This window comes from Streptomyces coerulescens (assembly GCF_042657965.1).
In the GTDB taxonomy this organism is placed as follows: Bacteria; Actinomycetota; Actinomycetes; order Streptomycetales; family Streptomycetaceae; genus Streptomyces; species Streptomyces coerulescens.
Genome location: NZ_JBHSKM010000032.1, coordinates 1 through 14,153, shown reverse-complemented (window position 1 = coordinate 14,153; position 14,153 = coordinate 1). Strand labels below are relative to the sequence as shown.

General features: G+C 67.1%; 9 protein-coding genes and 2 pseudogenes. 5 read left to right on the top strand and 6 right to left on the bottom strand.

Features of this window, described 5'->3' with window-relative positions:
• The first annotated feature begins 21 nt into the window (after window positions 1-21).
• Together ACFPQ9_RS34660 and ACFPQ9_RS34655 are read left to right on the top strand one after the other, a co-directional pair.
• A complete protein-coding gene (locus ACFPQ9_RS34660; RefSeq protein ID WP_380862340.1) occupies window positions 22-1,290 on the top strand; it encodes a Gfo/Idh/MocA family protein in 1,269 nt (422 codons plus the stop codon).
• On the top strand, window positions 1,287-2,291 hold the full coding sequence (locus ACFPQ9_RS34655) for a sugar phosphate isomerase/epimerase family protein (protein WP_380862338.1): 1,005 nt from the start codon (window positions 1,287-1,289) through the stop codon (window positions 2,289-2,291). Before ACFPQ9_RS34660 ends, ACFPQ9_RS34655 begins: the two co-directional genes overlap by 4 nt.
• A gap of 240 nt (window positions 2,292-2,531) precedes the next feature.
• Here ACFPQ9_RS34655 and ACFPQ9_RS34650 read toward each other — a convergent pair whose 3' ends face one another.
• On the bottom strand, window positions 2,532-4,493 hold the full coding sequence (locus tag ACFPQ9_RS34650; RefSeq protein WP_380862336.1) for a family 20 glycosylhydrolase: 1,962 nt from the start codon (window positions 4,491-4,493) through the stop codon (window positions 2,532-2,534).
• 416 nt (window positions 4,494-4,909) lie between these two features.
• On the opposite strand from ACFPQ9_RS34650, the pseudogene ACFPQ9_RS34645 reads away from it, so the two are divergent.
• Window positions 4,910-6,372, top strand: a pseudogene (locus ACFPQ9_RS34645) (DUF4158 domain-containing protein); the annotation flags it as partial.
• A gap of 77 nt (window positions 6,373-6,449) precedes the next feature.
• Here the strand turns inward: ACFPQ9_RS34645 and ACFPQ9_RS34640 are convergent.
• The 5 genes from ACFPQ9_RS34640 to ACFPQ9_RS34620 form a co-directional block, all read right to left on the bottom strand.
• Window positions 6,450-6,626, bottom strand: a complete 177-nt coding sequence (locus tag ACFPQ9_RS34640; protein ID WP_380862334.1) for a response regulator transcription factor — start codon at window positions 6,624-6,626, stop codon at window positions 6,450-6,452.
• A gap of 402 nt (window positions 6,627-7,028) precedes the next feature.
• Complete coding sequence (locus ACFPQ9_RS34635; protein ID WP_380862332.1) at window positions 7,029-7,235, bottom strand: hypothetical protein; 207 nt, start codon at window positions 7,233-7,235, stop codon at window positions 7,029-7,031.
• A 917-nt stretch (window positions 7,236-8,152) separates the two neighbouring features.
• On the bottom strand, window positions 8,153-9,607 hold the full coding sequence (locus ACFPQ9_RS34630) for a carbohydrate-binding protein (RefSeq protein WP_380862330.1): 1,455 nt from the start codon (window positions 9,605-9,607) through the stop codon (window positions 8,153-8,155).
• Window positions 9,608-10,806: 1,199 nt separating this feature from the next.
• Window positions 10,807-11,325, bottom strand: coding sequence for a radical SAM protein (locus tag ACFPQ9_RS34625; protein WP_380862328.1), 519 nt, complete (start codon window positions 11,323-11,325; stop codon window positions 10,807-10,809).
• A gap of 161 nt (window positions 11,326-11,486) precedes the next feature.
• Window positions 11,487-11,984 (bottom strand): recombinase family protein, encoded by a 498-nt coding sequence (locus ACFPQ9_RS34620; protein ID WP_380862326.1) that lies wholly within the window; start codon window positions 11,982-11,984, stop codon window positions 11,487-11,489.
• A 283-nt stretch (window positions 11,985-12,267) separates the two neighbouring features.
• On the opposite strand from ACFPQ9_RS34620, the pseudogene ACFPQ9_RS34615 reads away from it, so the two are divergent.
• Window positions 12,268-12,429 (top strand): annotated as a pseudogene (locus tag ACFPQ9_RS34615) (IS5 family transposase); the annotation flags it as partial.
• Between the two features lie 201 nt (window positions 12,430-12,630).
• On the top strand, window positions 12,631-13,902 hold the full coding sequence (locus ACFPQ9_RS34610) for an LPXTG cell wall anchor domain-containing protein (protein ID WP_380862324.1): 1,272 nt from the start codon (window positions 12,631-12,633) through the stop codon (window positions 13,900-13,902).
• The last annotated feature ends 251 nt before the right edge of the window (window positions 13,903-14,153 follow it).

Below are 14,153 nucleotides of genomic sequence, written 5' to 3'. Positions count from 1 at the left end.
CGTCAAGGAGAACTCGCGCACATGAAGCCCGCACGCACCGAATCGGTGGAACAGGAACCCGTTCACGCGGGGTACGCCGGCCGATCCACCGTCCCCCACAAGCCGCGCATCGGCATCGGCCTGGTCGGCTACGCATTCATGGGCGCCGTCCACTCCCAGGGCTGGCGTACCGCGAGCCGCGCCTTCGACCTGCCACTGGAGCCACACCTCACGGCGGTGTGCGGCCGTGACGCGCAGGCAACCCACGCTGCGGCAGACCGCCTCGGCTGGGCGTCCGCCGAGACCGACTGGCGGGCCCTGATCGCACGAGACGACGTCGACCTCATCGACATTTGCACTCCCGGAGACAGCCACGCCGACATCGCGGTCGCCGCACTCGACGCCGGCAAACACGTGCTGTGCGAGAAGCCACTGGCCAACACAGTCGAAGAAGCCAAAGCGATGGTCGCCGCCGCCGAGCGCAACCCCGGATTGGTCGCGATGGTCGGCTTCAACTACCGGCGAACGCCCGCCATTTCGCTGGCACGATCCCTGATCAGGGCCGGTCGGCTCGGCGCCCTCCGGCACATCCGTCTGACGTACCTTCAGGACTGGCTCGTCGACCCCGAGTTCCCGCTCACCTGGCGTCTACGGCGGGAGACCGCCGGGTCAGGCGCCCTGGGCGACCTCGGCTCGCACATCGTCGACCTCGCCCAGTTCCTCGCGGATGAGTCACTGATCGGTGTCAGCGCGGTCACCAACACCTTCGTCCCGGAGCGCCCCCTTCTGTCCAGCGTCTCGGCCGGTCTCGCCGCTTCGCCAGAAGGCGGCCGCGGCCGGGTCACCGTCGACGACGCTGCCCTGTTCACCGGCCGCTTCTCATCCGGCACACTCGCGTCGTTCGAGGCCACCCGATTCGCCCACGGGCGCAAAAACGCCCTGCGGTTCGAGGTCAATGGCGAGCGCGGCTCCCTGTCCTTCGACTTCGAGCGGCTCAACGAACTGCACTTCTTCGATGGCACCGTCCCCGCCACTGAGGCGGGCTTCCGCCGCATCCTGGTGACCGAACCCGAGCACCCCTACCTCAACGGCTGGTGGCCGCCCGGCCACGGACTCGGCTACGAGCACACCCTCGTCCACCAGGCCCGCGACCTCGTGCAGGCCATCGCCGACCGCTCCCGACCCTCTCCCTCCTTTGCCGACGGCCTCCAGGTCCAGCGGGTACTCGCCGCTGTCGAGGAGAGCGCGTCCAAGGACAGTGTCTACACCCCCGTCTCCCCTTCCGACCACGAAGAAGGACGTGCGTCATGAGCCACCGTTTCACCCTCTTTACCGGCCAGTGGGCAGACCTGCCCCTGGAGGACGTGTGCCGCATTGCCCGCGACGCCGGATTCGACGGCCTGGAACTCGCCTGCTGGGGAGACCACTTCCAGGTCGACCAGGCGCTCACCGACCCCACCTACTTGGACTCCCGTCGTCAACTCCTGGAGAAGTACGGCCTCAAGTGCTGGGCCGTCTCCAACCACCTAGTCGGCCAAGCCGTCTGCGACACGATCATCGACGAGCGTCACGAGGCCATTCTCCCGCCCGACGTCTGGGGCGACGGCGACCCCGAGGGCGTACGGCAGCGTGCCGCCGTGAGGATGATGGATACCGCTCGGGCGGCTGCGGTCTTCGGCGTGGACACGGTCGTGGGCTTCACCGGCTCGGCCATCTGGCATCTGGTCGCGATGTTCCCGCCGGCCACCGAAGCCACCATCGAGCGCGGCTACCAGGACTTCGCCGATCGCTGGAACCCCATCCTCGACGTCTTCGACGCCGAGGGCGTCCGCTTCGCCCACGAGGTCCACCCCAGCGAGATCGCCTACGACTACTGGACCACCCAGCGCGCCCTGGAGGCAGTCGACCACCGCCCGGCGTTCGGCCTGAACTTCGACCCCTCCCACTTCGTCTGGCAGGACATCGACCCGGCCGGATTCCTCTACGACTTCCGCGACCGCATCTACCACGTCGACTGCAAGGACGCCCGCAAGCGCCTCGACGGACGCAACGGCCGCCTCGGCTCCCATCTGCCCTGGGGCGACCCGCGCCGCGGCTGGGACTTCGTCTCGGTCGGCCACGGCGACGTGCGTTGGGAGGACATCTTCCGCATGCTCCGCTTCATCCACTTCCAGGGCCCCATCTCCGTCGAGTGGGAAGACGCCGGCATGGACCGGCTCCAGGGCGCCCCCGAGGCGCTGGCCAGACTCAAGGAGTACGACTTCAGCCCGCCGTCGGCCTCCTTCGACGCCGCATTCGGAAGATCACACTGACTCACTCACAACGCGCCTGCGGAGGGTCGACACGGGAAGCACGGTGGATGTGGCACTCCGGAGATTCCTGGCGGCCGCGGTATCCGGTGCCGCGGCCTCCGGCGTGCTCGCGGGCGCCGCTACGACTGCGCGGGCGGCGGGTGAAACGGACAGTCTCGGCCTTGGCACTGACCATGACCGTCCTGGCGGCCCGGGTGATCCTGCGTGGTGCAGCCACGCAGGATCAGAGTCGAACGGCGGTCAGCTGAAGACTTCCAGGGAGTAGAGGGAGTAGCCGTAGCGGGTTCCGCGGGTGACGCCCTGCATGCGGACGTGACGGGCGTCGGTCGAGGAGAACGCCAGTGTGTCGTTTCCGGCCGTGGCACGACCTCGGCGCTCGGTGACGGTCCTCCAGTTGGTGCCGTCGCTGGAGACCTGGATGTCGTAGTCCCTTCCATAGGCCGCTTCCCAGCTGAGGCGGACGGAGCTGATGGACCGAACGCTGCCGAGGTCCACGCTCAGCCACTGGTCGTCGCTGTACTGACTGGACCAGCGGGTGGCCGCGTCGCCGTCGACGGCGTAGGTGGCTGGGAAGGCCGGGGTCTCCGTAGAGGAGGCCCCGGTCGGGCGTCCGTATGCATGGTCACCCGGTGTGCGGTGCGGGGGCAGGTAGGCGGTTCCGGGGCCCTTGCCGACGGCAGTCACCCGGTTCTGAAAGGCCGCGTAGTCGGTGCCGGCCGCACCGCCTGACCACATCTTCTGAGCAAGCGCCTCGAAGCTCTTGTCAACGAGGGCGTGCACTTGGAGTTCGGTGTAGTCGGTGCGGACCAGGTCGTTCCATACGGCAGGCATCGCGCCGAGGAGATCCGGGTCCTGTGGTGCAAGATCCTGCCCACCGCCGAAGAGATGCGGCTCCCAGTTCTTGAAGATGTGCTGACCATCGAGCCCTTGGCCGTGGTAGTAGTTCGCGAAGGGGACGACGTACAGCCAGCTGTCGTTGGTGTTGATGACCTTGTAGCCGTCGGCGATGGCGCTCTTGGGCGAATACCAGCCGTTGTTCCAGCTGTTGATGACCATACCCTTGTCGTAGCCCGAGCCGCCTCCGGACATCGCGGAGAAGCTGCCCCAGGCGTGAACCGTCTTGCCGAGTGAACGCACGTACGGGGCCAGGGTGTTGACGTAGGCCTTGTACTGGTCGGCGAGGTGCGACGGGTACTCGTCGATGCCGATGTGAACGGCCGGCCCACGGAACCAGGGAACGAATTCGGCGAACACGCTCTTCATGAAAGCGGTGGTCTCCGGCTTGCTCAGGTCCAGGTGGTCGGAGTTGCCGTTGTTGAGACCCAGCTCAGGCTTGAACTCGATGAAGGCCCGGGAATGTGCCGGTGAGTCGATCTCCGGAATGATCGTGACGCCGTTCGCGGCGGCGGTGTTCTCGAAGGAGTCCCAGTCCTGGCGCGTGTACCCCTGCTCCGCCCCCAGAGCGGCGAAGGCCGGGTTGGAGCTCTTGAGCCGGAACGCGGAGATGGCCTTGGACCAGTCCCCGCCCGGTGCTCCGATTTCGTTGTCGTTCAAGTGCAGTTGCAGAGTGTTGAGCTTGAGCCATCCCATCCAACGCAGGTAGGACTCGATGAAGCGGGGGGTGAAGTAGCGTCGGCCCACGTCCAGCATGAAGCCGCGCACCGCGTAGTTCGGGTAGTCGACGGCTGTTCCGGTCGGCAGGCTGGCGTGGTCGGCCGAGCCGAGGACGGCCTGCAGGAGTGTACGGGTTCCGTAGTAGAGCCCCTTGTCACCGCCGCCGACTATGTCGACGAATCCCTCGGCCGCCGTCAGGCGGTACGCCTCGGGACGCAGCGCCGGTTCGGCGGCGCCGAAGTCGGCATTGGGGTCGAGCCGCAGTGCGATGTCACCGGCGGCCGGGCCGCCTGCGGCGACGCTCAATCGAATTGGTGTCAACTCGGCTGCTTCCGCAGCGAGTTGATGGGCAAGCCTCTTCATGCCTGCCGGGGCGCCTGGGGCCGCGACGATGCGACTCGACGAGGTGAGGTGGATCTGTCCGGTCCCGCCGGTCCACTGCTGAATGGCGGGGACGACTCCCGGCGGGGCGCTGTTGACAGCGGCCGAAGCGGGGGGTGCGTCGCGCAGAACGAGGAGAGGTGCGAAGAGAAGGGCCAGAGCGATCAACCCTGAGACGAAACGTCTGGAAGTGCGCCTTGGTTTCATGTCGACTCCTGAAAAGGGCATGACGGGGCCCTGCGATCACGCGTTCAGGACTGCTCGCGCTGCCAACTGTGAGGGAGGCGAGCTACGGCGAGAACTCCACAATGCGCCGGTCCTATGACGATGCTCTGAGCCTTCAACCCGGTCAAGAGGTTTAGACCAGTTACCTTCGGGTATTAATTGGTGTACACCAATTAGCCCTTCGCTGCCGCGAAGCCACCCGTTCGGCAGATGCGCCGCATGGCGGGACGGCTGCCTTGTTCAGCCCAATGGGGACCCGGTGGATCCGGGGGTTGAGGAACATCGGAACGAAAACTGGCGCTAAGCCTGTCGTGTGGCTGAGAGTGCTTTGACCTGGCCTTCTGTGGGGGCGGAACCTTCGACAGTCGTGTTGATCATTGACTGTGTGGAGGTCCGGGGTGCCGGTTGAGTTCCTGACTGATGTGCAAGCCGCCGCGTACGCGGCGTTTGACGGGGCGCCGTCCCGTACGGAGTTGGAGCGGTTCTTCTTCCTGGACGACGCGGACCGGGAACTGGTCTAGGCGAAGTGGCGGGCTCACAACCGGCTGGGCTTCGCATACAGCTGACGACCGTGCGGTACCTCGGGGTGTTCCTGGACGACCTGACCGACGTTCCGCAGGAGGTCATCGACTACCTCGCCGAGCAGCTCGGCATCGAGGACTCCTCGGTACTGAAGGCGTACTGCGAGCGGGAGAAGACCCGGTTCGAGCACGTGTGGGAGCTGCGCGAACTCCTGGAGTACACGGAGTTCGCCGAGGCGGAAGCCGAGTTGCGGGTGTGGGCAGACGCGCGGGCGTGGACGACCGGGGAGGGGCCGAAGGCGCTGTTCGACGCGGCGGTGGGCTGGCTGCGCGAGCGCCGGGTGCTGCTGCCCGGCGTGACGACGCTTGCCCGTCTGGTGGCGTCGGTGCGGGAGGCGGCGAACCAGCGGCTGTGGGACAGCCTCTACGGGCTGCTGAGCACCGGTCAGCGGGCGGTGCTCGACTCGCTGCTGACCGTGCCGCCCGGCGCGCGTGTGTCGGAACTGGACCGGCTGCGGCGCGGACCCGTACGGATCTCCGGTCCCCAGATGAAGTGGGCGCTGGAGCGGGCGGAGGAGATCGCCGACTTCGGGATGGGTGAGCTGGACGTGTCGGGGATACCGCCGCGCCGGCTGGCGGAGCTGTCGCGGTACGGCGTGGACGGGAAGGCGTCGCTGCTGCGCCGTCACGGCGACTCCCGGCGCCTGGCCACCCTGTTGGCCACGGCGGCTTACCTGACGAGCAGGGCGGTCGACGACGCGCTTGATCTGCTGGAGGTGCTGATCGCGACGAAGCTGCTGGCGAGGGCGGAGCGGGAGACGGCGAAGCAGAAGCTGAAGACGCTGCCGAGGGTGGAGCGGGCCGGGATGCGGCTGGCGGCCGCGTTCCGGGTCGTGTTCGACACCACCTCCGAGCAGGTCGACACCGACACCGGGGAGATCGCGGCGCCGAAGGTCGAGACGCTGGAGGCGATGTGGGCGGAGATCGAGCAGGTGGTGCCCCGGGAGGAGCTGGCTGCCGCGATCGTCGCGCTGTTCGAGCTGACCCCGCCGCTGGATTCCGACGCGGACGAGGCATGGAGGGCGATGCTGGTCACCCGGTTCCCCACCGTACGGCCGTTCCTGGCCCTCCTCGTCCAGGTCGTCGAATTCGGTGCCACCCCGGAGGGACTGCCGGTGCTGAAGGCGCTGAAGTCGCTGCCCGACCTGATGGGGCGCAAGAAGGTCGGGCCCGACGAGATCGACACGTCGCTGCTGTCCGGGTCGTGGCGGCGCCTGGTGCTGTCGGCGCCGCACCTGGAGCCGGGCACGGTGGACTGGAAGGCGTACGTGTTCTGCGTGCCGGCCTGCCCACCCTTAGCTCCGGAAAGCGGAAAGGTCCATCGACTCCGTCGGCGGACCCTCGCGAAAGATCGAGGCTAGGGGCCGTTGCGGTGGGGCATCCTGACATCGAGCAGGACCAAGTCCGGTTGCCAGCGCTCTGCCTCACCAGCGGCTTGCGCCCCCGCGCAGACGGCCACGACGCGCACGCCCCGGAAAGTGTCGAGGACCCGTCTGACGCCTTCCCGTATGAGGATCTCGTCGTCAACGATCACCACTCGTATCCAATTCACGCATTATTCCCCCGTGCAGTAACTGTGACTTCGCTCTGCCTGCGGTGGGCAGGATCAGGGCACTCCCTCAGGCCTTCACACCCGAACCATCTCCCGATCAAGAAAGCAACACGTGTTCTCGGCCTGAATGTTGCCCCGGGCATCGCAACGAGGGCGCTGGCCTGCACCTGAGCGCGACATGATTCGCCGACTGAGTTGTCGTGTCACGTGTTTAGTTCCTCGGGGTCGGTAAGTCGCGCGCCTGGTGGGGATGGTGAGGAGGCTCATGGGGGGCAGCCGATATCAGAAACTGGAAGCAACCACTGAGGTGCTGGGAGGGCGACGCCGTAGATGCCATGGTGCCGTGGGTGGCATGGGGACGAAGTCGGCTTGCCGGTAACGATCTCAAGTGCGGTGCGGGCCACAAGGATCGGCCTGCTCACCGTTGCCGAGCAGCAGGCAGATCGAGCTGATGGACATGGCCAACCATTCGTCGGGGAAACCGAACTCGTCGGCCACCACATCGTGCAGCTCACCGCTCTCCCCATGGTCGGCCTCCCTGGGAGACGTTGAACGCCTGCCGGGTCGAGGCGGCATCGCCTCGACGGCCATGGGCGCCTTTCGATGGCCACAGAGCTGTGGCGTGCGTGGTCCCCGAGTCCGGTGAACATCTGGGAGCACTGGGCGAGCTTCGCTGTCTCGCCGGACCGACCGAAGGAGTAAGCGATTTCGGCGAGGGTATCGACCGGCGAAGGCCCACAGCGGCGTAACCGGGCCGTCTCGCACACAGGGCGGCGGCGCGGGCCAGGCGAGCGGCGCCGTCGAGCGAGCCGAGCTCGCAGCCCGCGGCGGACACCAGCGTGCAGGCTTGCCCGGGGATGGCCGGGCCGTCGTCGAGGCATGACGGCCCACCCGACCACCAACGCAAAGTGTGGATCGCCGAGTTGGGATGCGTAAGCGATGCGTGAGCGGACGTGGACGCGCAGGGGACTGAGCATCAAGCCGCATGGCGCTGATCAGGCACAACAGCATCACGCGGCAGGGCGAGGAACCACCCGGCAGGGATTCGATCTCACTCCTCGGCGGGGGTGGACTACAGCCAGCGTTCGAAGTCCGGTGAAAGATCGGTGCGGCGGGCCGTGGCCGCCCAGTCGGCGGCGGTACGGCGGACCACTGACAGGAGGTACCCACGCCACGCGGACTCGGGGCCGCGTCGGGCTCGTACCGCCTGTAGGGTGCGGGCGAACGCCGCGGAGTCAGGTCCTCCACGGTGTGTCCGTCCCGGCAGCAGGTCCGCACATAGGCGAGGACGGCTGGCCCGTGCCGGCGGTAAAGCTTTTCGAGGGCATCGTCCACACCGCCGCTGTGCCGTCCTGAGGCCCGGATGACGCGGGCCAGTTCTGCGTCGGATGCCGACATGGGGGTGCCCCCCGAGGAGTGAGTTGGTCGTGGTGCGGGAGACAGTGTGGTGCCTGCTGGGAACATTGGGAAGCATTTATCTGTAAATGGCTATGGATATGATTACTTTGTCAGCTGAAGCTGAGGCTGGACAGGGAGACGCATGGCCCTGGTGTCAGGCAGGTGGCCTCGATGTGAAGCGTGTGGACCCCAGTGCGGCCTTCGTCAAGGGGGACATAGAGGGTCTGCGGCTTGAGGGAGGCCGGTACGGGCAGGATTGCGTCGGGGGCGCCTGAGTCGTCTATGTGCAGGGCGAGCCGGGCGTCCGGTGTGCTGGTGGAGCCGGCGGCCAGTCGGATTGTGGCGAAGGTCTTCGGTGCGGCACCGAAGTCGATGTTGTCGAAGCGCAGTTGGCTGCCGCTGTGCAAGGCCAGGGCGCCACCGGTTTGTGGGCTCGTGCCCTGTTGCAGGGTGTACTCATGCGCCTGGATCGGCACGGTGGCGTCATGGGGCCGGTGCCTTGCGTCGGTCTGGATGGGGGACGGGGACGTCATTGGGAGGGGAACCGGGTCCTTGGCCGGCTGATTCGGAGGCTGCATGGAGGGGGAAGACTGAGCTTCGCGCGCGAGGGCACTTGGTGTATCTGCTCCGCTCCGACCGAGGGGGATACCAGTGGTGCTGTGACTCCCGGGCGGATCAGTGGTCAGCGACTCGTCGTCCGTGCGCTGTTCGGCAGCGGGACGGATCAGGGCATCATGCGCTCCGAGCGCCACGGACGTTCCCACGGCCGCCGTGGCCAGGCACAGGACGAGCGGCCTGGCGAGCTGCGGGCTGCGGTGGGCGGCGCGCGGACGTGCAGCGGACGTCCCGGGGTGCACCGCCTTGCGGAGGTACTCCGGCTGCTGCTGCGGGGCGGGCAGCATGGAGCGCAACGTGTAGTACGACGGCCCGGGCCACCAGCCGAGCAGCAACGGTGGGAGTTGGTCACGGAGTTGGTTGTCGAGGTCGGAAAGATCCTCGTATGCCTCGCGGCAGAGTGTGCAGTCCGCAAGGTGGTCTGCAATGTGTTCGCGGGCGCGCTGTCGCGCTGAGGCCCGGTCCACGGATCCGTCCTCGACCGAGGCCAGGAGGAAGGGTGCGTACATTGTGCACTCGACTGCTGCCGCGGTGAACCGTTGGTGGAGTGCCCGGTGGGCGTTGCGCAGACTGGTCCGTGCCCGGTTCGTGATGGGGCCGAACTCGTCGCGTCTGATGCCCAGACAGGCAATGGTCGCCGCGCGGCCCTCGCCTTCTACGATGCTGTGCCACAGCGCGGTCTTGCTGTGCTCGGGCAGCATGCGATAGGCCGCAGCGAGACGCGAGCGCCCACCGACTGGCCAGGTGCAGCCTGTCGCGGCCCAGTGGTGAAAACCGCGACTGAACGGGCCGCTCGGCTCTTGCGCCCACGCCCGCACGGCCAGACCGCGTGCGGCGGTGAGCAGATGGAGCCGCCAGGAGCCGACGGGGAACACGCCGTTGGTTGCCGCGTCGAAGGCATGCGCGAAGGTGTGGTTGGCGAGATCATCCGCACGAGCCGAGTCGTCCATGCAGGTGCTCAGATACGCGGCGACAGCGCTCCAGTGACGTCCGATGATGGTCTCGAAGGCGTGTGCACGGCCTGCGTGGACGAGTCTGGCGAGTTCCGCGTCGCCGCCCTGCGCCGGCCGGGGTCGGTAGCGCTCGAGTGCAAGTCGGGTCGACTCGGTGATCCGGTCGCGCAGGGCGGCCCCCAGTCGGGGCATTGGGTGGCTCCTTATTGAGTGACGTGCGGCGGTGCGAGGACAGCATGGGCAGGCCGGATGGCGGTGCTCGTCGACGTATGGGGGGGCAGTCGACCGTTGTGGTTGGGGCGCACCGCCATCCACTGACTTCCTGATGTTCGTAACAGCGGTCTGTGCTGGCGGCGCTCCTTTCGGCGGTGGCTCGTGGTTCTTCACTGAGGCAGGAGCGAGAGTGGACCGATGCGTCTCGCGATTTTGCCGATGCTTTACATTTCAGGTGTGCGCGGACTTCCGCGTCGGATCAAGGGCAGGCGGTACGTCGTGGGGGCGCTGGGGTCGGAGCCGCCACCCGGCTGGGCGGCCCCGGTCTTGTCGACGCCCGCTGGCCGCAGTGGATGAGCGGTTGTTGATGGACGACACGGCGGTCGGCCTGCCACCACGGTCAAGGTCTTCGCGCAGCCAGCGCGAGAAGGGGGCTGGCGCCGCAGCCGCCACTGTGGTTACAACCTGATCTTCGTAGCGGTCTCGATCGGCGCCGCGCTGACCCTGGGGTTCTTCCTGGCCGTCAGCCTCGCGTCCGGCGTCAAGCTGCGCCGATTCTTCTACATGGTGTTCCTGTCCCCGTCGCTGATCCTTCTGTCGTTGTTCGCGACGGTCTCCGGCCGGATGCTGGAGACGGACGACGGCGCGGTGAGTACCACGCTCCGATCTGTCGGCCTCGGCGCCTTGGCCCAGGACTGGCTCGGTAGCGACAGACCCACCTATGCGGCGCTGTTCGTCCTGTTCGTTTACCTGATCGGGCTGCCGATTATGTACTACACCTCCGCTCTGGCCGTCGCGAACACCTCGTCCCCCGGCTCACCCGCGGCACGGTCCGCCTCGCCGGATCGGTGCTGGCCGAGGTCGGCCTGGCCGCCCCACTTCTCGACCCGGCCCAGGCCATCGCCCTGGAGCTCAGGGCCGACTGACGGTGCGCGTGAGCGTGGGTTCCGCCGCAGCAACCCCCATCCCCGCCGGCGCCAACATCACCCTGAAGCGGGACCGTTGCTCGCGCTCGGGGCGGTGGCGTGCTCGTGACGTCCTGCTTGGTCTCCGTTCTCGCGAACGTACCTGTCCTCGTCAGTGTGTGTGGGCTGCGGCTGTACGGGGTTCGCGACCAGCAGCCTCAGGACGTGGTCCTTGTGCAGCCGTGACCCGTTAGACAGGATTTCGACGATCATGCCGAGTTCGTACGCGTGCTGGTACGCCTCCGGGAAATCCGGGTCGATGAGCGGCTCCCCGCCGGTCATCTGCAACCAGATCACGCCCGCGTCCCGCATGACGGCCAGCAGCTTCCGCTTCCCGGCCATGTCAAGGCCCTCGAACCGCTTCTCGCCGAGGTAGCACATGATGCAGTCGTAGTCACAGCCGAGGTTGAGCTCCCACGTCGCCCTGCTGAACTCGTACGGCCCCGCATCGCGGACCAGGATGACCTCGCCGACGCTTCGGTCGGCCATGTCCATGTGCCACTGGGCGCGCACGGCGTCGACGAGCCACTCGGGCACCGTGCTGGATACCGATGCCAGCGCCCGCAGTTCATCGAACCTCGCGTGTGGGAGCTGGACGGCCTTTGTGCTGCCCGGTGGCAGGATGAGGCGCCGCCCTCCGAACGGTGTCGCCAACGAGCTGGTGCACGTCGTCTTCCCTTCATCTGGGAGCTGTGGGTTCAGAGCCCGGCGTGGGGAGGAATAGCCCCCTTGGGGACCGAAACGGTGTCTGCCCCACCCCGTGCCGGGAGTTGTGCTCTGCCGAGGGCCAGGACCGAATCGGCAACCGGGTCGGCCAGCAGGGCCCCGGCCAGGGCGCACAGCTCAAGCAGCTGGTGCCACTCGCGTCCGCTGCAGGCCAGGCGGGACATCTCCACCCCGAGCACCAGCCCTACATGGTCGAGACCGACCTCGGAGACCAGCCGCTGGAAGCCGGGCCGGGCCACCAGGCCGGACGCCGAGTGGCCGAGGTCCTCGTAGATCACCAGCACCCGCGACGCGTCCCAGCCCAGCTCGACCGCCCGCTGGCGCAGTCCGTACTGCAGCCGGGTCGACTCGGCGTGATCGATGACCTGCTGCGGGGTCGACTGGCGCACATAGACGACCGCGAGACGGTCCAGGTGCCACGGCTGGATCTTGCCCTCAACCCGGTTCCACGGAGCCGCCGGTGTCGTCATCACCCCTTCCCCCGCCCTGGCGGGCCGCGGTCACCATCCGTGCCACCAGCTCGGACAGCAGCCCCACCACCAGATCCCGGCGCAGTTCCGGCACCGTCCCCCACAGACCGCTCTGGGGAGCTCAGCGCGGACGTCTTCGCACACCGCGACTCACCGTCCTCAACGACCCCAGCCTGCCGCTCCAGCAGCCGACACACGACGGCAGCAGCGTCCAGCAAGCCATCAACCCCGATCACCGGGACATTCCCTGCCGTCAACTCGTCTATGTGTGCAGTACGGCTTGCTCCTTGAGCACACCTTCGGCTGGCTGATGCATCACCGCCGACTGACCCGCGACTACGAAACCCACCCACACCGATCCGAAGCCATAATCCACGTTGCGATGATCGACCTCATAAGCCGCAGACTCACCAACGAATCCACCCCGAACTGGCGCGACACCTGAACCCCGAACCAAACAACCTCGCCGGGACAAAACGCTCTTTAAACATCACGGCACGGTAACGAGGCGGGATCCTCGACAGCTGCAGAGCTCTTAGGAGATGGCAGCAACATGCGACCCTCGCGTCACAAGGGGCGCAAGTGCCATCACGCGTGAGGTCCTCATAGCCGCGTGTCCACCCGCACGGAAGGAATTCCTCCACTCATGCGCTACTCTCCGCGCGTCATGCTCATAGCCGCCGCCTGCGCGTCTACTGCCCTGGCGGTGGCCTCCCCGTCAATCGCCAGCGCCGACGATGCTCCGCCGCGGCAGGTCCAGGTCGTGATGGTTACCTTCACGGACAGCGCATTCGCAGATGCGCAGAAGACTCAAAGCGAGCTCAAGCAGTCCTACTTTGGCAAGTCCGGCTCCTTGAGCTCGTACTACAACGAGGTCACCCGACGCACCGACGTCATCGCACCCGGCCCTGCCGGTCAGGATGGCGTGCTCGGCCCGATCGAGCTGCCGATGGCCGCCGGATGCGACACCCAGCAGATCTACCGGGAGACGCTGAAGGCACTCGAGAAGGACGGGTTGGGCTGGGACGACTTTGCCCACCTGTCGATCGTTTTCCCCCACGAGAAGGCGGGCTGTGGTTTCGGCGGACTCGGTTCCGTCAGTGGCGGTATTACCTGGATCCCCTCCGATGGCCGCGTCGATCAGAGCGTCCTGGTCCACGAGTTCGGCCACAACTTCGGCTACCCCCACCACGCGAAGACCAACTGCTCCGACTCCGATGTTGCCAGCTGCAAGGACAGCGAGGACATCAGCCACAAGACGCCCATGGGCGGCGGCACCGCGGCAGCAGGCCTGACCGCCCCCGAACTGCTGAGCAGCAAGTGGTTGTCGGGCGACGAGGTGGTCAAGGTCGGCAAGTCCGGCACGTACACCCTGCGCTCGCTTTACGGCCCCGGTACCGGCGTGCGCGCCCTCGATATCCCAATCGGTGACGACCGGCTCGTGGTGGAGCTGCGCAATGAGGTCGGCACCCTCGACAAGAACATCCAGGGAGTTCACGCCTATCGCGCCCCGAAGGGCGACTACTGGAACGCGCGCCTGGTCGACATAACACCCAAGTACACCGATAAGGCGAACACCGACGCGCTCGCCGCGGGCACGACTCTTACCGACAAGGCCCACAAGGTCGAGGTGAAGGTCGTGGAATCGGCCGACGGGCAGGCCACCGTGGCGGTAAGTCTCAACGGCGTACCGGCACCCGCAGCTGCCTCCGGCAAGAAGGCGCAGTCAGGAGATTCCTTGGCCGTCGAGGCCAGTGCTGGCGCGGACACGAAGGGTAACGACCTCGCAGCGACCGGGACCGATCCCTCAACCACGCTGCCCCTCGTGGCCGGCGGAAGCGCACTGCTTGCGGTTGGTGGCGGATTCATGCTGCGGGCGCGCCGGAGGCGAACCTCCACCGCGCGACACGCACGTTGAGCCCATACACCGCACCTCGGACCTCCCTGACACCCCACAACCGGTCTCGGCCCACCTCGGCGGGAGTACCGACGGGTTCCTTGCTGGCCCAGATGGGTGCGTTAGGGCAGTTCGTGCTGGCCATGGGCCTGAGAGTGACCTTCACCCCATCGGGTGGATTTTTCCCAGTAACTCTCAGTATCGTCGGCAGCCGCGACATCCAGGCCGACCCCGACCTGGACGACGGCTACGCCCTCAGCCCTGGCAGCCTC

Excerpts from the sequence above, each read along its gene's own strand:
- ACFPQ9_RS34655 (WP_380862338.1), top strand. The coding sequence starts at position 1,287 with ATGAGCCACCGTTTCACCCTCTTTACCGGCCAGTGGGCAGACCTGCCC.
- ACFPQ9_RS34635 (WP_380862332.1), bottom strand. The coding sequence starts at position 7,235 with ATGGCCGTCGAGGCGATGCCGCCTCGACCCGGCAGGCGTTCAACGTCT.
- ACFPQ9_RS34610 (WP_380862324.1), top strand. The coding sequence starts at position 12,631 with ATGCGCTACTCTCCGCGCGTCATGCTCATAGCCGCCGCCTGCGCGTCT.
- ACFPQ9_RS34630 (WP_380862330.1), bottom strand. The coding sequence starts at position 9,607 with ATGGACGACTCGGCTCGTGCGGATGATCTCGCCAACCACACCTTCGCG.
- ACFPQ9_RS34620 (WP_380862326.1), bottom strand. The coding sequence starts at position 11,984 with ATGACGACACCGGCGGCTCCGTGGAACCGGGTTGAGGGCAAGATCCAG.
- ACFPQ9_RS34660 (WP_380862340.1), top strand. The coding sequence starts at position 22 with ATGAAGCCCGCACGCACCGAATCGGTGGAACAGGAACCCGTTCACGCG.
- ACFPQ9_RS34650 (WP_380862336.1), bottom strand. The coding sequence starts at position 4,493 with ATGAAACCAAGGCGCACTTCCAGACGTTTCGTCTCAGGGTTGATCGCT.